Origin of the sequence: Rhodococcus zopfii NBRC 100606 = JCM 9919 (genome assembly GCF_001895025.1) — a bacterium.
Lineage (GTDB): Bacteria > Actinomycetota > Actinomycetes > Mycobacteriales > Mycobacteriaceae > Rhodococcus > Rhodococcus zopfii.
Genome location: NZ_BCXI01000015.1, coordinates 158058 through 179413, shown reverse-complemented (window position 1 = coordinate 179413; position 21356 = coordinate 158058). Strand labels below are relative to the sequence as shown.

Sequence of the window (21356 nt, the reverse complement as noted above, 5' to 3'; positions counted from 1 at the left end):
TCCCGGCTCAGATCGCAACCGCACCACCCCGAAGGAGGTGATCCGCCTGACTCACGTCGTCGACACCGGTGTGGCCGCGCTCCGCCACAGCCAGAATCACTCTGGCAGCGTTCCGATCCCGGCACGCGGTATGCCCGCCCGGCCAGCACCGAAATATTCGTTCCGCGAGTTCGAGGGGTTGCTTGGCTCTCGCGAAACACCTCGAACACGTCATCGTCGTATACGCGGGCCGCACCACCACCTTCCGGCCGGCCCGCCTGCCCTGCTCGATCAACTCCCGCTTGATCGCCCCGACCGCGGCATCCGCGGCCTTGCGCGCCATGTTGGATTTCGCCAGGAATTTGGGTTTGAAGTCCTCCACCGCGAGCAACTGATGTTCGGCGACGACGGTTTTCGCCCAGATCCGGCCGTCGTGCCGGTTCTGCCGGGCCGCCTTCTTGTGCACCTTCGCCGCTGTCTTGCGGGCACGCTGGTAGCCCTTCGACGGCGGATGTCCCCTCCCACGCCTGCGCCGGGCCATCCGGCGCTGGGATTTCGCCAACTCCGCCGCACACCGCTTCCGATGCCCGGCATGCGGCAGATCGAACCGGGTGTCGGTGGCCGTCGCGGTCCGGGCCACACCCCAATCGATCCCCACACCACTGTCCAGATCGGCTGCGGGGAACGGCTCGGCATCGCGGGTCACCACGAACGAGGCGTACCAGTGCCCCAACGAATCACACGTGATGCGCACACTCGTCGGTTCCGACGGCAGTGCCCGCGACCACACCACCGGGATACTCACTCCTTTGGGCAGCACCAGGCGTCCGTCGCGGATCCGGAAACCGCGGCGGGTGTATTCGAGCGACGGAAACGTCTTCCTACGGGATTTGTAGCGCGGGCGTCCGCGGCCTTTGACCGTGAACGAGGCGTCCAACGCGTGAGCGTAGGTGCGCAGCATCTGCTGCTGGGCGACCTGGGAGCCGTCCCTCAGCCACGTCGAGCGGGCCCGGGTGTCGGTCAACTGTTTGCTCAGTTTCGCGAACGTCGGTTTCCCGCCGGTCTTCTGCTGGTGTACTGCTTCGTTCCACAGGAACCGGCAGCGATGCCACTCCGCGATCAGGGCGCGTTCGGCGATCACGCCCGGCCGCAGTCGGTAGTTGTAGCGCACCACCTCGGTCCCCATGCCCGGCACGCTAACCGCACCCACCGACACGTTCGTTCGACACCACTACATCTCAGGAGAGGAGGTCGGCGCTTCCTCTCCCCCGTGAACGGGGGAGTATCCGCGCCGAACATCAGATGACGCAGTCGACCGAATTGCAGGACTTCGAACGGATGCTCGCCGAGGTGCTCACCGCAGGCGACGACCACCGGATCGGGGAGGTCGTCGAGCTCGACCGCTCGCTGTGGACCACGCTCGCAGAGCTCGGCCTGACCCGGCTCACCGGTGACGAGGCCACCGGTGGCAGTGGCGCCGGCTGGACCGAGGCCGCGCTGCTGCTCACCGCGGCCGGTCGCGCCGCCGCGGCCGTCCCCCTCGCCGAACACGACCTGCTCGCCGGGTGGCTGCTCGAACAGGCCGGGGTTCCCGTCGAGGACGGGGTCCGTACCGCGGCGGTTCTCGACATCGACGGACACGCCCGCTATGTGCCGTGGGCGCGCGACGCGGATGCCGTCGTCGTGCTGTGGCGCGGCGCCGACGGATGGTCGGTGGCCGATGTGCCCCGTGACCGTCTCGAGCTGACCGAAGCGGTGAATCTGGCCGCCGAGCCCCGCGACCACGTGCGGATCGAGCTGTCCACGCTGTCGGGAATTGCGGTGCCCGAGACTGTCGCCGAACAGTTCCGGTACCGCGGCGCGCTGACCCGGGCGCTGATGTCTGCCGGGGCGATGGACCGCATCCTCGAACTGGTCGTCGAACACACGACCACCCGCGTGCAGTTCGGTCGCGCCCTGGGCAAGTTCCAGGCCGTCCAGGCGCTGGTGTCGGACCTGGCAGCCGAAGCGGCGCTCGCGCGTGCCGCCGCCGATGCCGCGGTCGATGCCGTCGCTGAGCGTGGATTCGACGATGCGGCAACGCGATTCGAGATCGCGGCAGCCGTGTCGTGTGCGGGTCATGCCGCCGGGAAGGTCGCGCGCAACGCGCACCAGGCTCTCGGTGCGATCGGGTTCACGATGGAACACGAACTGCACCGGCACGCGAACCGGATCCTGTCGTGGCGCAGCGAATTCGGTTCCGTCGCGTCCTGGGACGCGGAGCTGCTCGAGGCCGCGGTCGCGTCCGGCGACGTGTGGGCGCTGCTCACCGCAGGATCCGCGTAGCGGACTCTCCGGCCCGGATGCGACTGGCAGAATGGAACGGCCGGTCGCATCCGGGACCGGTGTCGCACACCGGTGGAAGGACCTCGACGATGGCGCCCGTGAATCTCGGCAAGCAGCATCCGGCCGCGTACAAGAGCGTGCTGGCCCTGAACAAGGAGGTCGAAGAGTCCGTCGCGCAGGCCGGGCTCGATCCGAAGCTGGCCGAACTGGTGAAGATCCGGGTCTCGCAGCTCAACGGATGCGCGTTCTGCCTGCGCATGCACACCCGGGATGCGCTCGACAAGGGCGAATCCACCGACCGTCTCGCGGTCCTCGCGGCGTGGTGGGAGTCGCAGTACTTCACCGGTCAGGAGCGGGCCGCGCTCGCCCTCGCGGAGGAGGTCACGCACCTCGCGGAGCCCGGGCGGCACGAGTGGGACAACGGTTCGCTCAGCGACGAGCAGGTCTCCGCGATCAGCTGGCTCGCGATTGTCATGAACGCGTGGAACCGCATCGCGGTCCGCAGCCACTATTCCGTGGCCCCGTGACCCGTGCGCGGTTTTGGTAGTGGGAACTACCGAAACCGCGCACGAGGGGCGGGAGGTGGGGCGATCCCGGGCGGCACCGGTAGCGCAGTGGTCGGCGGCAACGACGCGTCTGGTACAGCTGAAGCCATGACCGAACGCAGCGCGAACGACAGCGGGTCGTCGGACCTGCCCTTGGCCGGTTTCACCGTGGTGAGCCTCGAGCAGGCGGTCGCAGCGCCGCTCGCGACCCGGCACCTCGCGGACCTCGGTGCCCGGGTGATCAAGGTCGAGCGGGTCGGCGACGGCGATTTCGCCCGCGCCTACGACAGTGCCGTGCTGGGGCAGGCCGCCCACTTCGTGTGGCTCAACCGCGGCAAGGAGTCGTTCGCGGTGGACCTCAAGGCCGACGACGGGATCGCCGCCGTGAAATCGCTGATCGCCGGTTCCGATGTGTTCCTGCAGAACCTGGCGCCCGGCGCGGCCGAACGGCTGGGGCTCGGCGCCGACGAACTGCGCGCCGACCACCGTGAACTGGTCGTGGTCAACATGTCCGGCTACGGCACCGACGGGCCGATGCGCGACCGGAAGGCGTACGACCTGCTGGTGCAGTCGGAGACCGGGCTGTGCTCGATCACCGGAACTCCCGAGACGGCCGTGAAGACCGGCATCCCGACCGCGGACATCGCCGCCGGCATGTACGCGCTGACCTCTATCCAGGCCGCGCTGTTGCGTCGTCACCGCACCGGCGTGGGCGCGACGATCGACGTCTCGATGTTCGACGCGACTGCCGAATGGCTAGGCTACCCGATGTACCTGCAGATGTACCAGGACCGGCAGGTGCCGCGAATGGGGTTGGCGCACACGTCGATTGCGCCGTACGACAAGTATCCGACGGCCGACGGCGAGATCCTCATCGGCGTCCAGAACGATCGCGGCTGGCGCATCCTGACCGCCGACGTGCTGGGGTTACCCGAACTGGCCGAGGATCCGCGCTACGCGACGAACGTCGAGCGGGTGCGGCGCCGCGACGAGGTCGACGCGCTCGTCGGGGAGGCCACGAAGCAGTTCGCCAGCGACGTGCTCGACGACAAGCTCGCAGCCGCCGGTGTGCCCGCCGCACGGTTGCGTGATGTGCGCGGGCTCATCGAACACCCGCAGCTCGCCACCCGCGACCGGTGGCGCGAGGTGGAGACCCCGGCCGGTCCGATCCGGGCGGTTCGTCCGCCGATGAACTTCCGCGACGTCGAACTCCCGATGGGTGCGGTGCCCGCGCTCGGCGCGCAGACCGACGTGCTGCTGGCGGAGCTCGGCCTGACCGCCGAGCAGGTCGCGGGTCTGCGGGCCGCCGGCATCGTCGGCTAGATAATGTACGGCCAATCGGGGCCGGATTCGCGCCGTGCCTCGACGTCGAATCCCGCCCCGATCTGGTATTTCGGGAGATCTTCGAGGTGTGCGGTTGACGCGAGCGTCGGTATATCGAAAAATGGCCGTACAAATTCCGTTCCTGCTGAGGAGTAGGCCCATGACCCGAGCGGCTCTCGTCGCCCCCGTCCGCACGCCCGTCGGTCGTTTCGGTGGTGCACTCCGCGACGTGTCCGCGGTCTCGCTCGCAACCACCGTCGTCAAGGAGGCCGTCGCGCGTTCCGGCATCGACCCGGACCTGATCGAAGAGGTCGCGCTCGGTCAGTCCTACGCGAGTTCCGAGGCGCCGTGCATCGGCCGCTGGGCTGCTCTCGACGCGGGCCTGCCGATCTCGGTGGCCGGAATCCAGACCGACCGTCGCTGCGGCACCGGCCTCCAGGCCCTGGTCACCGCCGCGATGATGGTGCAGACCGGTGTCGCGAACGTCGTCGTCGCCGGCGGCGTCGAGTCGATGAGCAACATCGAGCACTACACGACCGGTGCCCGCTGGGGCACCCGCGCCGGCGGCCTGAACCTCTACGACCGCCTCGACCGCGGTCGCGAGCGCTCGCAGCCGGAATGGCGTTTCGGCAGGATCAGCGGAATGATCGAGACGGCCGAGAACGTCGCCACCCGGTGCGGAATCACGCGTGAGGACTCCGACGCCCTCGCGGCGGAAAGCCACCGCCGTGCCCACGAAGCCTGGGAGGCTGGGCGTTTCGACGACGAGGTCGTGCCTGTCGAGATCGTCGACCGCAAGGGGAACACCACCGTCGTCTCCCGCGACGAGGGCGTCCGACCCGACAGCACCGCCGAATCGCTCGGCAAGCTGCGCACCGTCACCCCGCACGGCGTCGTCACTGCCGGCAATGCGAGCCAGCAGAACGACGCTGCCGCAGCAGTTCTGGTCGTCGCCGAGGACAAGCTCGACGAGTACGGCCTCGAGCCGATCGGCTTCCTCGAGGGCTGGACCGCCGTCGGCTGCGACCCGGCGACCATGGGCCTCGGTCCCGTCGCGGCCACCCGGAAGCTGTTCGACCGCACCGGACTCGGATTCGACGACTTCGACCTCATCGAACTCAACGAGGCGTTCGCCTGCCAGGTCCTCGGCGTCCTGAAGGAATGGGGTTGGGACGACCGGGACCGGCTCAACGTCAACGGATCCGGAATTTCGCTGGGGCACCCGATCGGCGCGACCGGCGTGCGCATGGCAACGACCGCACTGCACGAACTGCAGCGCCGCGGCGGCGGCCGAGCGTTGGTCACCATGTGCATCGGCGGCGGCCAGGGGATGGCTGCCTCGATCACGACCGCATAGGACATGTGATGACGGATCGCGGCTGGACACTGTGGGCACGTTGCCGGGGAATGGACACCACGACTTTCTTCCCGCAGAAGGAAGACGGCCGGTTCGCCGCCGCGCGCGCCGAGGCCGCGGCCAAATCGATCTGCCGCTCGTGCCCGGTCGTCGCCGAATGCCGCGACACGGCGTTGCAGGCGGGGGAGACGCACGGCATCTGGGGTGGCATGACATACGCGGAACGCCGCGCATTCGCCCGCGCGCGGAAGCTGGGGCGCGTACTGTCCGCGTGAACCGTCCGGTCTTTCGGAGCGAATGTACCGCTCGTCTCCTTCAATCGATCGAACGGTACATTCGCTCAAATACGGAAGCGGACTCAAATACGGAAGCGGATAGGACGGACGGCTCTCGGATAGGGCGCGAGTGGGCACTGAGAGAGGGCGCACGGGTGGGTGAGATCGACAAGCATGCGGCCCTCGACCGGAACACAGTGCTCGGCAAGGTCATGATCGTGCTGCACGCGTTCACGATCGACGATCACGGCGTGAGCCTGGCCGAACTCGCCCGCCGCACCGATATCCCGAAGGCGTCGCTGCACCGCATCGCCACCGACCTCGTCGGGGTGCGGCTGCTCGAACGCACCCCGGCCGGGTACCGGCTCGGCCGTCATCTCTTCGAATTGGGGATGCGGGCGTCGGTGGAGCGCAGCCTCGTCGAAGTCGCGATCCCGTTCATGGAGGACCTGTACGAGCGCACCCACGAAACGGTGCATTTCGGGATCCGTGACGGCCTGGAGGTCATCTATCTCACCAAGATCGGCGGCCATCGGCAGGCTGCCGCACCGTCTCGGGTCGGCGGCCGGATGCCGTTGTACTGCACCGCGATCGGGCGTGCGTTGCTGGCGTGGGCGGAACCCGAGGTGGTGACGCGGGTGCTGACGGGCCCGCTGCCGCGCCGCACGCCGCGCACCGTCGCGACCCCCGGCATGCTGCGGCAGCAACTCGACCGGGTGATCGCGGACGGGGTCTCCTACGAGTTCGAGGAATCCGCGCCGGGCATCGTGTGCGTCGGCGCCCCCATCTTCGAGTCGGAGGGCCGCGTGGTCGCGGCGATCAGCGTCACCGGTCCGGCACCCGGGTTCCGGCCGCAGCAGCACGCGGCGTCGGTGCGGGCGGCAGCCGCCGGTATCGGCGCGACCCTCGCGCGGCGCGCGCACCTGTCCGATCAGCCCCGCTGACAGTCAGCCGAGGGTGCTCACCGGGATCAGGCCGCGTGTGATCGCCGAACTCTCGTCGGACAGCAGGAACGAGATCACCTTCGCGATGTCCTTCGGCTTCGACCAGTGCGTCGTGTCCGCGTCGGGCATCGCGGCCCGGTTGCCGGGGGTGTCGATGACCCCGGGCAGCAGCGCATTGACGCGGATGCGGTCGGGCCGGTATTCGACGGCGAGCGACTGCACCAGCGAGGCGACCGCCGCCTTCGACGCGATGTATGCGGCGGCGCCGGTGAACGGATTGTCGGTTGCGGCCGCCGAGATGCACACCACCGATCCGCCGCCGCCGCGGATCAGGTGCGGCAGCGCCGCCTGCGTCACCGCGTAGGTGGTTCGCAGATTGAGGTCGATCTGGGAGTCGAGCAGTTCGACCGGGGCTTCGTGGACACGCTGTCCGGACACGAACCCGCCGACCAGGTTCACCACACCGAACAACGGGGCATCCGGATCGGCGGCGGCGACGTCGACCGCTGCTTCGAGTTGCGCCTCGTCGGACAGATCGGCCTCGACGAGGTGCAGGTTCGGGTGCTCGGCGAGCCGGTCGAGTTCGTCTTCGACGAGCCACGGCACGACGACCCGCCAGCCCGCGGCCAGCAGATGCGCGCTCACGGCGGAGCCCAGGCCGCCGGTGCCACCGGTGATGAGTGTGGTGCGTGTCATAGTGGGCAGATTAGGGTATGGCAACTCGCGGTGGTGCGGCGGGTTCCGGCAGGTGAGCGGTGCGGCGTCCCGTCGATGCCTCGACATCCGCTCACAGGGCCTCGTGGTTGCCGTACGTTCGTGCTCATGAACGACATCGAGGCCGAGCGCATCACGGTCGGCGGATTGTCCGCGTTCTTCGCGCGTCCGCTCGGGCGCAGCCGCGGCGGAATGTTGCTGCTGCCCATGATCACCGGCATCGGGGCGCAGGTCCGCGAATACGCGGAGGACATCGCCGGGGCCGGGTTGACCGCGCTCGTGTGGGACCCGTTCGACGGGGTCAGCGACGACGACGCGCCGCGCGAACGGCTGGCCGAACTGATGAACGGACTCGACGACGAAGCGTGCCTCGCCGAAATGCGGACCCTGCTCGACCACATGTTCGGCGAACTGGAACTCGAAGCGGTCGGCGTGATCGGCTGGTGCCTCGGCGGACGTTACGCCTTGATCCTCGGCAGCCGCGACGACCGGCTCGCGAACGTCGTCGCCTACCACCCGTCGATCCACGACCGGACGCCGCCGAACCACACCGTCGACGCCGTCGACAGTGCCGCACGGATCGCCGCGCCGGTGATGGTGCTGCACGCGGGCGCCGACACGGTCATGTCGCCGGCCACGTTCGGCCGGTTGCAGTCGACGCTGCAGAACCGGGAGTCGGGCGCGACCGTCGTACACCGCTATCCGGGTGCCGAACACGGTTTCAGCACCCGCGTCCGCCACACGAACCCGGTCAACGCCGCAGCGTATGCCGTGTCCTGGCCGCAGGTGCTCGCATTCGCGGCCGCGACCGTCAGAGCCGGCGACACCCGTGGTGGGTTGCGTCCCTCCGGCTGAGGACGACGATGGAGCGTGCGCACAGCAGAGTTCGGTCATACCGGGAAGCGAGACGCGCCGATGGTTTCGGACGTACACAGTGATTCGGCAGGACAGGACCGTCGTGGCGACGTGACGGCCCTCGAACAGGTGGTCATCCGCATCGCCGGCGACTCCGGCGACGGCATGCAGCTCGCGGGGGACCGGTTCACCGCCGAGGCCGCCGCGTTCGGCAACGACCTGGCCACCCAGCCGAACTTCCCCGCCGAGATCCGCGCTCCACAGGGCACGCTCCCGGGGGTCTCGAGCTTCCAGATCCAGATCGCCGAGTACGACATCCTCACCGCCGGCGACCGGCCCGACGTGCTCGTCGCAATGAACCCCGCGGCGCTGAAATCGAACATCGCGGACCTTCCGCCCGGCGGAATCCTCATCGTCGACACCGACGAGTTCACCAAACGCAACCTCGCGAAGGTCGGCTACGGCACCGATCCTCTCGCCACCCCGGAATTCGAGCAGTACCGGGTGCATCGGATCCCGATGACCTCCCTGACCGTCGGTGCCGTCGAACCGGCCGGTCTCGGCCGGAAGGACTCGCAGCGGTCGAAGAACATGTTCGCCCTCGGCGTGCTGTCCTGGATGTACGGACGGTCGATCGCCGCGGTCGAACGGTTCCTCGACCAGAAGTTCGCGGCCCGACCCGGCGTCGCGCAGGCGAACGTCCTGGCATTGCGCGCCGGCTGGAACTACGGGGAGACCACCGAATCGTTCGCGGCTCGCTACGAGATCGCGGCGGCGGCCCTGCCGGCGGGAACCTACCGCCAGATCACCGGCAACACCGCGCTCGCGTACGGGCTGGTCGCGGCCGGGCACTCGGCCGGCATGGACGTGTTCCTCGGCAGCTACCCGATCACCCCGGCCTCGGACATCCTGCACGAGCTGAGCAAACTCAAACACTTCGGCGTGGTCACCTTCCAGGCGGAGGACGAGATCGCCGGGATCGGCGCTGCGCTCGGGGCGTCCTACGGCGGTGCACTCGGGGTAACCAGCACGTCCGGTCCCGGTGTCGCCCTGAAATCCGAGGCGATCGGCCTGGCCGTGATGACGGAACTGCCGCTCGTCGTCGTCGACGTCCAGCGCGGCGGGCCGTCGACGGGCCTGCCCACCAAGACCGAACAGGCCGACCTGCTGCAGGCCATGTTCGGTCGGAACGGCGAATCACCGGTCGCGATCGTCGCCCCGCAGTCCCCGGCCGATTGTTTCGATGCGGCGCTCGCGGCCGCGCGGATCGCCGTCACCTACCGCACCCCGGTGATGCTGCTGTCCGACGGCGCGATCGCCAACGGTTCCGAACCGTGGCGGATCCCCGACGTTGCGACGCTGCCCGCCATCGAACCGGACATCGCGCGTGCGCCCGACGAGAATGCCGGCACCCACCTGCCGTATGCGCGGGACCCGGACACCCTGGCCCGGGACTGGGCGATCCCGGGAACGGCCGGTCTCGAACACCGCATCGGCGGGCTCGAGAAGGCCAACGGCACCGGCGACATCTCGTACCACCACACGAACCACGAACTCATGACCCGGGTGCGCGCGGCCCGGATCGCCGGCATCACCGTGCCCGACCTCGATGTGGACGACCCGACCGGCGACGCGACCGTCCTCGTCCTCGGCTGGGGATCGTCGTACGGACCGATCGGTGAAGCGGTACGCCGGATGCGGCGCGGCGGGCATGCGATCGCGCGGACGCACCTGCGGTTCCTGAACCCGATGCCCGCGAACCTCGGTGAGATCCTCGGGCGGTACCGCCGCGTGCTGGTACCCGAAATGAACCTCGGTCAGCTGTCGATGCTGCTGCGGGCGCGGTTCGACGCCGACATCCAGCCTGTGACGAAGGTGTCCGGCATGGCCTTCCGAGCCGACGAACTCCACGAGGCTCTGCTCGAGGAGGTCGCCGGAACCCTTTCTGCCGCAGAGGATGCGAAGACCCGAGCCGCGGTCGCGGCCGTCGTGACGAAGGGGGAGGGGGCATGACCGGTGGTATTCGAGTCGGTACCGACCTCGGGTTGACCGCGCACACCCACGTGCCGCACACCGACGAACCGCAGAAGCCCAAGGACTACACGTCGTCGCAGGAGGTGCGCTGGTGCCCGGGCTGCGGTGACTACGTCATTCTGGCGACCGTCCGGTCGGTGCTGCCGCAACTGGGCATCAAACGGGAGAACGTCGTGTTCGTGTCGGGAATCGGCTGCTCGTCCCGCTTCCCGTACTACCTCGAAACGTACGGGGTGCACTCGATCCACGGACGCGCCCCGACCCTCGCGACCGGCCTGGCGGTGAGCCGGCCGGATCTGTCTGTGTGGGTCGTTACCGGCGACGGCGACAGCCTCTCGATCGGCGGGAACCATCTCATCCACGCGCTGCGTCGCAACGTGAACATGCGAATCCTGATGTTCGACAACAGGATATACGGTCTCACCAAGGGGCAGTACTCGCCGACCTCCGAGTCGGGGAAGGTCACCAAGTCGACGCCGATGGGATCGCTCGACGCCCCGTTCAATCCGCTGTCGCTCGCGGTCGGCGCGGAAGCCACCTTCGTCGGCCGCGCCGTCGACTCCGACCGGGCCGGCTTGACCGAGGTGCTGCTCGCCGCGGCGCGGCACCGCGGCACCGCGTTCGTCCAGATCCTCCAGGACTGCCCGATCTTCAACGACGGCTCGTTCGACGCGCTGCGCAAGGACGGCGCGGAGGACCGGCTCGTCCACGTCACGCACGGCAATCCCATCGTCTTCGGCGTCGACGACCAATGGTGTGTGGTGCGCAGCGGATTCGGCCTGCGGGTGGCAGCGACCGCGGACACCGCCGCCGAGGACATCGTCGTCCACGACGCGTACACCGACGACCCCGAATATGCCTACGCGCTGTCGCGGCTGTCGACGCACGACCTCACCTACACGGTCACCGGGGTTCTGCGCGCCGTCGCCAGGGACACGTACGACGACGGGGTGCGCGCACAGATCGCGGAGGCACGACGCGAGAAGCCCGCGGATCTGCAGGCGCTGCTCAACGGTTCCAACACCTGGTCGGTGTAGCCGAGCCGTGCGTCTTTGTGGCCCCTGGGGAGGCCACAAAGACGCACCGGCGCGTCAGCGCACTTCGCCGCGGATCAGGGTCGTCCGCACCAGGTCCGCGTGCGGCGACGTCATCGCGTCGGTGAGGGGACGATCGAGCAGTACGAGATCGGCATCGGCCCCGACACATACTGTCCGCGCCGGACCACCGGGGTCGTCGAGCGGTGCCAGATACCGGTCGAGCGCCTCGCTGGGCGCGATACGCTCTGCGGGACCGACGATCTCACCGGTCGGGCAGCGCCGGGTGGTTGCGGCGGCGATCACCGCCCACGGGTCGAGCGGACCGTACGGGGCGTCGCTGGACAGCGCCACCGGGACGTGCCCGTCGAGCAGACTCCGGCACCGGTACAGGTCCGGCAGGTCGCGCGGGTCGACGTCGCGGAGATAGTCGTCGCCGCGGTGTGCGAGGAAACCCGGCTGGGTGACGACGGTCAGGCCGCGCCGCCGCACCCGCTCGATCGTCTCGGCGGGGATCAACGCGCCGTGTTCGATGCGGTCACCGGGGGCGGTGCCGGCCTCGTCGAGCGCGACGAGCAGGATCAGCAGAGCCTCGCGGGTGACGCAGTGCGCGGCGACCGCGCGACCGCCCGTGTGCGCGGCGCGGATCGTCGCGACGAGCTCGTCGAGATCGGGAAGACCCGAATCCGCGAGCACGATCTTGTAGGGCCCGGCATCCAGAGTGCCTGCGCATGTGGGCAATTCGCGGCCGAGAGGCACACCGAGCAGCCGCATCCGTTGCGGCACGGTCCCGCGGACGTGGGCGTCGACCAACGCGTCCACCGAGCTCACCGACAGGTCCGGGGTGGCGTCGGTGATCCCGGTGATCCCGAACCTCGTCAGGTTGGCGCCGACGGCGTCCAAGGGCGGTGGTGCGGTCGCGGGCAGTCGATCGCGCAGCCAGTCGTCGGCGCGCCACACCCGGCCGGTGGGCCGCCCCCGTTCGTCGCGTTCCACCCCCGGATGGTCCGCGACATCGAGCCGGACCAGTTCGGCGGCAGTGGAATTCAGAACCCACATGGCCCCGCTGCGGTGCTGGATCCGTACCGGCCTACGCGCGTGCATCCGATCCAGGGTCGTCGAGTCCAGCAGACCGGCCACCGACTCGATGTAGCCGACGCCGCGGATCCAGCCGTCTCCTGCCGCGCCGGCGAGCGCCTCGGCGAGGTCGTCGCGAGAGCGCACGTGCGGCGGGCCACACTGCACCGACATCCGCTGTGCCGCAGCGGCATGCAGGTGCAGATGGTGATCGTGCAGGCCCGGAATCACGGCACCGCCGTGCCCGTCCAGCACGTCGGCCGTGCCGGGTACGACGAGCCCGGAACCGATCGCGACAATCACCCCGTCCCGGATCAGCACATCCACGCCGCGCTGCCCCGCGACCTCGACGTCGTGTATCAACAACGTCTTCATCGCCGGATTCCCAATTCGGACAGCACCGTATCGGTGTCCTGCCCCGATTCCGGCGCGGACCCCGACGGTGCGCGCAGTGCCGGTTCGGCGATCGCGACGGCGCCGGCCGCAGTGTCCACCCACCAGCAACCCTCGGACCTGTACGATTGCGGCACAAGATGATCGGTGTGATCGAGGGTCGCGGCGACCACCGCAGACATCGATAGGTCCCACAGATGCCCGCTCGGTTCCGACATTGCCAGTGCCGCCGCAGTCAGGCCGGTGAGGGGGTCGGCGATCGCGTCGCCGACGAACACCGGCGTGCCCCGGTCGTGTGCGACGAGTCCCGCCGACGCGGCGACATCGTCGCCGAAACCGACTCGGGCGCTGTCCCTTCCGTGTGCTGTGATCGATATCCAGGTTGTGCCCCCGGCGGCGAACGTATCCGCGTCGAGCCCGAACCCGGCGAGCGCGCGCGGCCGGGACGCTTCGATCACGACGTCCGCCGCCGCGACCAGATCACGCAGCGCAGCGCGCTCGCCCGGGACGTTCGGGTCGAGCACCACCGACTCGTGGCCCGCGTGCAGCAGCCGATAGAACTCGGGATTGCCGCGCCGCGCGCCGTCCGGCCGCCACGGCGTCTCCACCTTCACCACCCGGGCGCCGGCACGTCCCAGCAGGTGCGCGCACAGCGGTCCGGCCCACAGCGCACTGAAGTCGACGACGAGCAGACCGTCGACGGATCGCGGCGCAGCCGGCACCGGAGGCGCCGCGGCCGGCGGGGCGACGGGGCCGGCAGCGACACCGAGCAGCGCGGCGCGTTCGGCCAGGTCGGCGCCGGTATGCTCCCGCAACCAGCGGCCGACCGCCGGCCACGGATCGTCGTCGATCTCGGCGGACACGAGCGCGCCGAGGAGCAACGGGTCGTCGGGCCGGGCGCACGAGACCGCCGCCCACCCGTCGGCGGTCGGCAGCAGCCGGCACGATCCGCCCGCGGACACGGAGCCGGACCTGCGGTGACCGGTGAAAGCGGCCCGCTCGGACAGCAACCGGGCGCCGTCGAGCCGTACCGCCCCGGAGGACGCGGTCGCGACGAAGGCGGACAACTCCCGTGCCCGGGTCGCAGCACGCCCGGGTGGGATGAGTGGGGGACCGTCGAGAAAACCGGTCAGAGCGGCGATTCCGCTCGCGGCCCAGTCCTCGACGGGATCGGGGTTCGGACCGGTCGACACCCGGCCGATGTTACATTGCCCCAGGGTGGGGGCCGGAAACGACCTCGAGGTGAGTGAATGGGTGCGGTGACGATGAACGGTGACGCTGCGATACGGACGATCGGCGTCGCGGACCTGGCCGCCGGCGCGGCCCACACACCGCTGCTCGCAGACGGCGGCGTGGTCGACGCACCCGTGCTGGTCGTCGACCTGGACGATGCGCCCGAAGGCCTGGTGGCCGTCGCCGCGGACCGCGCCCGCGACTGCGATCGTCTGCTCGTCGGACGGTATGCAGGGGGAGACGTCGAGGACGCGCCCGAATTGGGGCTGCTGCTCGACGCGCTCGACCTCACGTACGTCGCGGGCCCCGACCCGCGGGAGCGAACGGTAGTGGGTGCAGACGAACTCGACGCCGCAATCGCCGGATTCGTTGCGGCCGTCACCCGGAATCCGTATGCCGCACTGACCGCCGGTCAGGTGCTGCGTGCTGCGGAGACACTGCCGGTGCCCGCGGCGATCGACGTCGAATCGCTCGGCTATTCGACGCTGCAGGGTGGTCCCGAGTTCCATCGGTGGCTCGACGAGCGCGGTCCGCGTCCGCTGCCGCCGGCGGCCCCGCAGGAACCGGTCCTGATCGCCCGCGACGGCGACACGCTGCACATCACCCTGAACCGGCCCGAGCGCCGCAACGCCTACGGCACCCAGTTGCGGGACGCGCTCGTCGAGGCGCTGGGCGTTGCTCTGCTCGACGACAGCATCGGCCGGGTCGTCCTCGACGGTGCCGGTCCGTCGTTCTGCGCCGGGGGTGACCTCGACGAATTCGGCCGTACCCCGGACACCGCCGTCGCGCACCTGATCCGCACGCGCGGCGGAGCGGGTCGCCTGGTCGCGCGGCTCCGGGACCGGATCGAGGTGCGGGTGCACGGTCACTGCGTCGGCGCAGGCATCGAGATCCCGGCGTTCGCCGGGCGCGTCGTCGCCGCACCCGACACGGTGTTCCGGCTGCCCGAGGTGTCGATGGGCCTGGTCCCCGGGGCGGGCGGGACGGTGAGCGTGCCGCGGCGGATCGGCCGGTGGCGCGCCCTGCACCTGTTCGTCACCGCCGTCGAGATCGGTGCCGAGCAGGCGTTGTCCTGGGGTTTGATCGACGAGATACCCGGCGCGTAGCGACGTGAGCACCTCGCATCCGCTCGGTCCCCAGTGATCCGCCGACGCGATTGTCGCCGCTGATAACTGGTGGCCGAGCGGATCCGAGCGGGGCTGTCAGGCCATGAGGGCGGTGAACTTCCAGTCCAGCACCGGTGCCGGGTCGGTCTCGCCGCTGCTCACATTCGCGGCACCGCCGCGGTGTACGAACACCAGGGAGCGCAGCTTCAGCACACCACCACCGTCGGGCAGGGCGGTCGCGGACTCGACGTGCAGGTCGCTGGTGAGGGTGTCGCCCTCGTGCACGGGGCCGGTGTGGTCGCAGGACTGCCAGCCGAGCACCGTCACGAGATTCGGCAGCGCGCGGGTGGCCTGCGACAACGCGAGACCGATCGTGTGCCCGCCGTACACGAGGCGGCCCGCGGCGCCGACCCGCTCGTCGTGGTGGGTTGCGGCGATGTTGAGCGTCAGCCGCGCGAGTTCCGGTGCGCTGGAGACGACGTCGCCGCTCGACCGAAGCACCGCGCCGGCGAGAGATGGGTCGAAATGCGTTCCGGGAACACGATTGCGGTACTCGGCGAGGTTCCAGTCGGCCGGGGCGGCCCACTCGGGTTCGTCCTGCGGGCCGATCGACGACAGGTCGTCGGTGCGGGTCGCGGTCGCCGGGTCGGTCGCCGGGCTGAGCGGCAGCATCGCGCACCGGTAGAAGTCGAGGACGGTGCGGCCCTGCTGGTCGACCGTGTTCATTCGCAGCGCCGCCAGCCCGGTCGCGGCGCGTCCCGGTTTGACGGAGTTGCTCTTGAGGCCGACGACCTCGGTCGTCGTGTACAGGGTGTCGCCGATACGCGGGAACCGGTGGAAGCGCAGGCCGCGGTAGAACAGGTTGGCCTTGACGTGGTGGGTGGCGAGCGTGGACTGGCCGATCGCGAGGTCGGTGACCAGGCCGGCGTGCGCGATCGGTCCGGCCGCGACCGCGGTGGACAGGTGTGTGTCGAGCGCCAGGCGCAGGCGGTCGCCGAGGATGGCCTGATGGGTCGCGGCGAGGCCGTCGGTGAGGGTCACCGCGGGGGCGGTGTCGAAGACCTGGCCGACCGTGAGATCGTCGAAGTAGGGTCCGCCGACGTGGGTGGCATCGGTTGCGGGAGTGGTCATCTCAGGCTCCGATCTTCGTCAGGGTGCGGCGGGCGGCGACGGCGACGGCTTCGTCGAGCATCTGTCCGTCGAGCTGGGCGGCCCCGGCGCCGCGGGCCTCGGCCTCGTCGAGGGCGGCAAGGACCTTCCGTGCGGCCTCGACCTGCTCGCCGGTGGGGGTGAATGCTGCGGCAGCGGAATCGATCTGGGCCGGGTGGATCACCCACTTGCCGTCGAAACCGAGATCGGCGACCCAGTGTGCCGAATGGCGGAAGGCGTCGTCGTCGGCGATTCCGAGGAAGGGCCCGTCGACGGCTTGCACACCGGCGGCGCGGGCGGCGTGCAGCACGCGATCCTGCACGTAGATCCAGTGCTCGGGGGCGGTGGTACGGGAACGGCCCAGTGCCGCACCGAGATCGGCGTAGCCGATGATGACACCCGTGACACGGGGCCCGTCGACGATCTCGTCGATGCGCTGCACGCCCGCGGGTGTCTCGATCAGGGCCTGGACGACGGCGTGGGACGGGCCGAGTACGCGATCGGCCTCGGCGAGATCCGCCGTGCTCTCCACCTTGGGGATCACGATCGAGGCGAGGGCGTCGCCGAGTTCGGCGCACGCCCGCAGGTCGTCCTCGAACCAGGCGGTGCCGCGTCCGTTGATGCGTACCGACACCGTGCGCCGGCCGCCGTGCTCGCGCACCAGGGGAGCGATCAGGTCGCGTGCGGCGTCCTTCTGCGCGGGTGTGACGGCGTCCTCGAGGTCGAGGACGACTTCGTCGGCGGCGGAGGCGAGGGCTTTGGACGCTTTGCGTTCGTCGGAGCCGGGTGCGACGAGCACCGCTCGCCGACGGACGTGTTGCTCGAAAGTCACGGAGAACCTCATGGGTCGGGCCGGCAGTATCGGCGCTAAATGTACGGCCATTGTGGCGGGTCCCGCCACTTCATAGGATGATGCAGCTGGTCCTATCGTCGAAACCTCTTGAAAGACCGGGTTGGGCATCGAAACCCGCATTGACAATGCCGGTGCATCCTCCACAAAATGGCCGTACAAAGTTTTCGGGTCCGCGCGGCCCGCTCGAGCCGAAGGGTCACCTGCGTGAGCTACAACCTGAACGACGAAGAAGCCTTCCTGGTCAAGACCGTCCGCGACTTCATCGACCGCGAGGTCAAGCCGTCGGTGCAGGAGGTCGAGCACGCCAACGAGTACCCCGAGAAGTGGATCGAGCAGATGAAGCAGATCGGGATCTACGGTCTGGCGGTCCCCGAGGAGTTCGGCGGCTCCCCGGTGTCGATGCCCTGCTACGTGCAGGTCACCGAAGAACTCGCGCGCGGCTGGATGTCCCTGTCGGGCGCCATGGGCGGGCACACCGTCGTCGCGAAGCTCCTGACCCTGTTCGGCACCGAGGAGCAGAAGCGCAAGTACCTGCCCAAGCTGGCCACCGGTGAGATCCGCGCGACGATGGCCCTGACCGAACCCGGCGGCGGCTCCGACCTGCAGGCGATGACCACCACCGCCAGGTGCGACGGCGACGACCTGGTCATCAACGGTGCGAAGACCTGGATCACCAACGCCCGCCGATCCGGCCTGATCGCGCTGCTGTGCAAGACCGATCCGTCGGCGACGCCGCGCCACAAGGGCATCTCGGTGGTGCTCGTCCAGCACGGACCGGGCCTGACCGTCTCGCGTGACCTGCCGAAGCTCGGCTACAAGGGCGTCGAGAGCTGCGAGCTGAGCTTCGACAACTACCGCATCTCCGCCGACGCGATCCTCGGCGGGGAACCCGGCAAGGGCTTCGGGCACATGATGAAGGGTCTCGAGACCGGTCGCCTGCAGGTCGCGTCGCGTGCCCTCGGTGTCGCCACCGCGGCGCTCGAGGATTCCCTCGCCTACGCACAGCAACGCGAGAGCTTCGGCCAGCCCATCTGGAAGCACCAGTCCATCGGCAACTACCTCGCCGAGATGGCCACCAAGCTGACCGCCGCGCGGCAGCTGGCCCGCTATGCCGCGGAAAAGTACGACAGCGGCGAGCGTTGCGACATGGAAGCGGGCATGGCGAAGCTGTACTGCTCGGAGGTCGCCATGGAGATCGCCCTGAACGCGGTGCGCATCCACGGCGGCTACGGGTACTCCACCGAGTACGACGTCGAACGCTACTTCCGGGACGCGCCGCTGATGATCGTCGGCGAAGGCACCAACGAGATCCAGCGCAACGTCATCGCCAGCCAGCTCGTGGCCCGCGGCGGACTGTGACCGACCCGGATCAGTAAGATCTCCGCGTCATGAGCGGTAAGGAACGAGAGTCGGAGCCGGCGTACGCGCAGCTGTCACGGCAGTTGCGCGAGGCCGTCGAGTCCGGGGCATACCGGGACGGCGCCCGCCTGCCCACGGAGGCCGAACTCGCGCAGCAGCACGGCGTGAGCCGGCAGACCGTGCGCCGGGCCTTCCAGGACCTCGTGGCCGACGGCGTCGTGTACCGGGTTCCCGGGCGCGGTACGTTCGCGAACGAACCCGGGCGTTACCGACGGCCGCACGGTTCGATCGAGGATCTGCTCGCGCTGTCCGCCGACACGACCATGGAGATCGTCTCGCCGCTGCGCCGCGGCGTGGACATCGAGGCCGCCAGCAGGCTGCGGCTCGATACCGACCTGCTGCACTCGGTGGTGCTGCGCCGCCTGCACGACGGCGTGCCGTTCGTACACACCACCATCTGGCTGCCGGACCCGATCGCGGCGCACGTGCAGGACGCGCCGGAGCTGGCGGCGGGCGCGTCGAGCAAGGCCACGCTCATCGGTCTGCTCGAGCCGCACCTGCCGCACCCGATCGTCCAGGCCGCGCAGTCGATCACCGTCGCCCCGGCGACCGCCGAGGTCGCTGCAGAGCTGGGCTGCGAGGTGGGCCACCCGATGCTGCGGGTGGATCGCCTCTACTCCGATTCGGAGGGCGCGCTCACCGAACTGTCGGTGAGTTACTTTCTGCCGGAGCACTACACCTATCGCGTCACCCTCAGACGAGCCGGGCACTGACAACCCAGGCCCTCACCACCACAGGAGTCCAGAACATGCGCGTTTTCCAGGGCATCGCCGAGATCGAAGCTGCCGTCGGCCAACACCTCGGTTACAGCGAGTGGCTCGAGATCACGCAGGAGCGCGTGAACACGTTCGCCGATGCCACCGGTGACCACCAGTGGATCCACGTCGATCCCGAGCGTGCCGCGTCGGGTCCCTACGGCACCACGATCGCCCACGGCTACCTCACACTGTCGCTGCTGCCGGTCCTCGGCTCGCAGATCTTCACCGTCGAGGGGCTGAAGATGCGTATCAACTACGGGTCCAACAAGGTACGGTTCCCCGCGCCGGTGCCGGTGGGTTCGAAGATCCGGGCCGGGGTCACGGTCACGTCCGTCGAGCGCACCGCCAAGGGCGCCAACCTGATCGTGTCCTACACCGTCGAGGTCGACGGTGGCGACAAGCCGGCCCTGATCGCCGAGACGGTCGCCGTCCTCGTCGAGTGACCTCCACCCCTCCGGATGATGGGAACCCTGCCCCGGTGAGGGCGGGTGTCAGACGATGCAGCCGCGCGCGGCGACCGGCCAGCGATCGACGACATCGGAGCCACGGGTGACGATCAGTTCGTCGGTGAGGTTCACCGCGTTGCACACGTGATTCGGGATCACCCGCAGCCGGTCGCCGGGACCGGGGCGCGGCACATCGGGACCGCCGGTGCGCGCTCCGCGCGCGGGCGGCCACGCGACCGTCGCGTGATGCTCTGACAACGCGGTGATCCGTGCATCCGGGACCCCGGCAATACGGCCGTACCCGGTGGCCCACGGCGCGCGATCGGCTCCGAGCGATTTGCTGCCCGCGTCGAGCACGACGACACCGTCGCGGGTGGAGACGACGGTCGCGAGGACGGTGAGCGCGACCTCCGCCTCGGTGATCGACCCGAGCTCGAGCTGCTGGGCGTCGCCGAAGACGTACACGCCGGGACGCAGCTCGGTCGCGGTCGTGTCCAGGTACGCGGTGGGGGTCGAGCCGCCGCTGACGACGCCCGGTTCGATTCCGGCGCCGCGCAGCGAATCCGCGGCGGTGCGCAGCGCCGTCGATTCGCCGGTCGCTGCGACGCCGGGTTGCCCCGGTCCGTACGAGTGACCGGGGAACGTGAAGACTCCCGCGACGGTCAGGCCCGCCGCGGTGGCGGCGGTCGCCACCGCACCGGCGTGCCCGGGTGCCACGCCGGTGCGGTGGTGGCCGCTGTCGATCTCCACCAGGACCTCGATCGCGGTGCCTGCGTGCGTCGCGAGCGCCCGCGCGCCCTCGGCCGAATCGACTCCGACCGTGACCCGCGCCCGGTTCGCGAGCGCCGCGAGCCGTGCGCCGCGCGCGGCGTCGACCCACAGCGGGTACGCGATGAACAGGTCGTCGAACCCGGCCTCGGCGAACACCTCGGCCTCGGACACCGTCGCGACCGTCAATCCGACCGCGCCCGCATCGAGCTGGAGCCGGGCGAGGTCGGGGCTCTTGTGGGTCTTCGCGTGCGGACGCAGCGCCACACCCCGGGCCCGTGCGGATTCGGCCATCCGCTCGATGTTGCGGTCGAGCGCGTCGCGGTCGATCAGCAGCGCCGGGGTGGCGGTGACGGCGTCGAACAAGGTCATGGGGCGCACCGTACACTCGGCCCGTGGAGAGCCGGCCGGTGTTCGACCCCGACGACGTGCGACGCGCGGAGGCGGCGCTGCAGACCCCGGACATCGAGCGGTGGGCGCAGCGCTTCGAATTGCTCTCCGATGCCAACCGGCTGCGGATGCTGCTGTGTCTGCATCACGCGCCCGGCATCCGCGTCACCGATCTCGCGACCGCGCTCGGCATGACCGGCACCGCCGTCTCGCACGCGCTGCGGCTGCTGCGCGACCGCGGGTGGGTCGCGGCGACGCGGGACGGCCGGACCGTGCGGTACCGGCTCGTCGACGACACGGTGCACGAGATGTTGCATTCGATCGGGGCAACACACCATCACGCCGCGCACTCCCACGAGAACGATTGATTCCGCCCTCG

21 protein-coding genes are annotated in these 21356 nt (G+C 69.7%); 14 read left to right on the top strand and 7 right to left on the bottom strand.

Annotated elements, in window-relative coordinates; all coding sequences use genetic code 11:
- Positions 1-7: 7 nt before the first annotated feature.
- On the bottom strand, positions 8-1165 hold the full coding sequence (locus RZ1_RS11780) for an RNA-guided endonuclease InsQ/TnpB family protein (RefSeq protein WP_072812017.1): 1158 nt from the start codon (positions 1163-1165) through the stop codon (positions 8-10).
- Positions 1166-1281: 116 nt separating this feature from the next.
- On the opposite strand from RZ1_RS11780, the gene RZ1_RS11775 reads away from it, so the two are divergent.
- From RZ1_RS11775 to RZ1_RS11750, 6 genes are all read left to right on the top strand, one after another.
- Positions 1282-2304 (top strand): acyl-CoA dehydrogenase family protein, encoded by a 1023-nt coding sequence (locus tag RZ1_RS11775; RefSeq protein ID WP_072812015.1) that lies wholly within the window; start codon positions 1282-1284, stop codon positions 2302-2304.
- A gap of 89 nt (positions 2305-2393) precedes the next feature.
- Positions 2394-2831 (top strand): carboxymuconolactone decarboxylase family protein, encoded by a 438-nt coding sequence (locus tag RZ1_RS11770; protein ID WP_072812013.1) that lies wholly within the window; start codon positions 2394-2396, stop codon positions 2829-2831.
- Positions 2832-2957: 126 nt separating this feature from the next.
- Positions 2958-4172, top strand: coding sequence for a CaiB/BaiF CoA transferase family protein (locus RZ1_RS11765; RefSeq protein ID WP_072812011.1), 1215 nt, complete (start codon positions 2958-2960; stop codon positions 4170-4172).
- Between the two features lie 160 nt (positions 4173-4332).
- Positions 4333-5529, top strand: coding sequence for an acetyl-CoA C-acetyltransferase (locus tag RZ1_RS11760; protein ID WP_072812010.1), 1197 nt, complete (start codon positions 4333-4335; stop codon positions 5527-5529).
- An 8-nt stretch (positions 5530-5537) separates the two neighbouring features.
- Positions 5538-5804 (top strand): WhiB family transcriptional regulator, encoded by a 267-nt coding sequence (locus RZ1_RS11755; RefSeq protein WP_072812008.1) that lies wholly within the window; start codon positions 5538-5540, stop codon positions 5802-5804.
- Between the two features lie 212 nt (positions 5805-6016).
- Positions 6017-6748 (top strand): IclR family transcriptional regulator, encoded by a 732-nt coding sequence (locus RZ1_RS11750; protein ID WP_072812082.1) that lies wholly within the window; start codon positions 6017-6019, stop codon positions 6746-6748.
- Positions 6749-6751: 3 nt separating this feature from the next.
- Here RZ1_RS11750 and RZ1_RS11745 read toward each other — a convergent pair whose 3' ends face one another.
- Positions 6752-7444 (bottom strand): SDR family NAD(P)-dependent oxidoreductase, encoded by a 693-nt coding sequence (locus RZ1_RS11745; RefSeq protein WP_072812006.1) that lies wholly within the window; start codon positions 7442-7444, stop codon positions 6752-6754.
- A 126-nt stretch (positions 7445-7570) separates the two neighbouring features.
- On the opposite strand from RZ1_RS11745, the gene RZ1_RS11740 reads away from it, so the two are divergent.
- From RZ1_RS11740 to RZ1_RS11730, 3 genes are read left to right on the top strand one after another with little or no spacing between them, the layout of a single operon-like run.
- Positions 7571-8317: a dienelactone hydrolase family protein gene (locus RZ1_RS11740; protein WP_072812004.1), complete on the top strand. Its 747-nt coding sequence runs from the start codon at positions 7571-7573 to the stop codon at positions 8315-8317.
- A gap of 60 nt (positions 8318-8377) precedes the next feature.
- Positions 8378-10330 (top strand): 2-oxoacid:acceptor oxidoreductase subunit alpha, encoded by a 1953-nt coding sequence (locus RZ1_RS11735; RefSeq protein WP_072812081.1) that lies wholly within the window; start codon positions 8378-8380, stop codon positions 10328-10330.
- A complete protein-coding gene (locus tag RZ1_RS11730; protein ID WP_072812002.1) occupies positions 10327-11388 on the top strand; it encodes a 2-oxoacid:ferredoxin oxidoreductase subunit beta in 1062 nt (353 codons plus the stop codon). Before RZ1_RS11735 ends, RZ1_RS11730 begins: the two co-directional genes overlap by 4 nt.
- Before the next feature lie 54 nt (positions 11389-11442).
- Here RZ1_RS11730 and RZ1_RS11725 read toward each other — a convergent pair whose 3' ends face one another.
- Together RZ1_RS11725 and RZ1_RS11720 are read right to left on the bottom strand one after the other, a co-directional pair.
- Positions 11443-12837 (bottom strand): amidohydrolase family protein, encoded by a 1395-nt coding sequence (locus tag RZ1_RS11725; RefSeq protein ID WP_072812000.1) that lies wholly within the window; start codon positions 12835-12837, stop codon positions 11443-11445.
- Positions 12834-14048 carry a CoA transferase gene (locus RZ1_RS11720; RefSeq protein WP_072811998.1) on the bottom strand — a complete coding sequence of 405 codons (1215 nt, stop codon included), beginning with the start codon at positions 14046-14048 and terminating at the stop codon, positions 12834-12836. The genes RZ1_RS11725 and RZ1_RS11720 overlap by 4 nt, the downstream gene beginning before the upstream one ends.
- Positions 14049-14105: 57 nt before the next feature.
- Between RZ1_RS11720 and RZ1_RS11715 the strand changes: the two genes are divergently transcribed.
- The gene (locus tag RZ1_RS11715; RefSeq protein WP_238072018.1) at positions 14106-15194 is read left to right on the top strand and encodes an enoyl-CoA hydratase/isomerase family protein; all 1089 of its coding nucleotides are present in this window, start codon (positions 14106-14108) and stop codon (positions 15192-15194) included.
- A gap of 96 nt (positions 15195-15290) precedes the next feature.
- Here RZ1_RS11715 and RZ1_RS11710 read toward each other — a convergent pair whose 3' ends face one another.
- Both RZ1_RS11710 and RZ1_RS11705 read right to left on the bottom strand, forming a co-directional pair.
- Positions 15291-16325, bottom strand: a complete 1035-nt coding sequence (locus tag RZ1_RS11710) for a MaoC family dehydratase (protein WP_072811996.1) — start codon at positions 16323-16325, stop codon at positions 15291-15293.
- Position 16326: 1 nt separating this feature from the next.
- On the bottom strand, positions 16327-17187 hold the full coding sequence (locus tag RZ1_RS11705) for an HpcH/HpaI aldolase/citrate lyase family protein (protein WP_072811994.1): 861 nt from the start codon (positions 17185-17187) through the stop codon (positions 16327-16329).
- Positions 17188-17400: 213 nt separating this feature from the next.
- On the opposite strand from RZ1_RS11705, the gene RZ1_RS11700 reads away from it, so the two are divergent.
- The 3 genes from RZ1_RS11700 to RZ1_RS11690 are packed head-to-tail and all read left to right on the top strand — an operon-like array spanning position 17401 to position 19816.
- Positions 17401-18555: an acyl-CoA dehydrogenase family protein gene (locus RZ1_RS11700; RefSeq protein ID WP_072811992.1), complete on the top strand. Its 1155-nt coding sequence runs from the start codon at positions 17401-17403 to the stop codon at positions 18553-18555.
- Positions 18556-18584: 29 nt separating this feature from the next.
- Entirely contained in the window at positions 18585-19328 is a 744-nt protein-coding gene (locus RZ1_RS11695; protein WP_072811990.1) for a GntR family transcriptional regulator, read from the top strand.
- A gap of 35 nt (positions 19329-19363) precedes the next feature.
- A complete protein-coding gene (locus RZ1_RS11690; protein WP_072811989.1) occupies positions 19364-19816 on the top strand; it encodes a MaoC family dehydratase in 453 nt (150 codons plus the stop codon).
- Positions 19817-19864: 48 nt separating this feature from the next.
- Here RZ1_RS11690 and RZ1_RS11685 read toward each other — a convergent pair whose 3' ends face one another.
- The gene (locus tag RZ1_RS11685) at positions 19865-20959 is read right to left on the bottom strand and encodes an alanine racemase (protein ID WP_072811987.1); all 1095 of its coding nucleotides are present in this window, start codon (positions 20957-20959) and stop codon (positions 19865-19867) included.
- Between the two features lie 23 nt (positions 20960-20982).
- Between RZ1_RS11685 and RZ1_RS11680 the strand changes: the two genes are divergently transcribed.
- Positions 20983-21345: an ArsR/SmtB family transcription factor gene (locus RZ1_RS11680; protein WP_072811985.1), complete on the top strand. Its 363-nt coding sequence runs from the start codon at positions 20983-20985 to the stop codon at positions 21343-21345.
- Positions 21346-21356 lie beyond the last annotated feature (11 nt).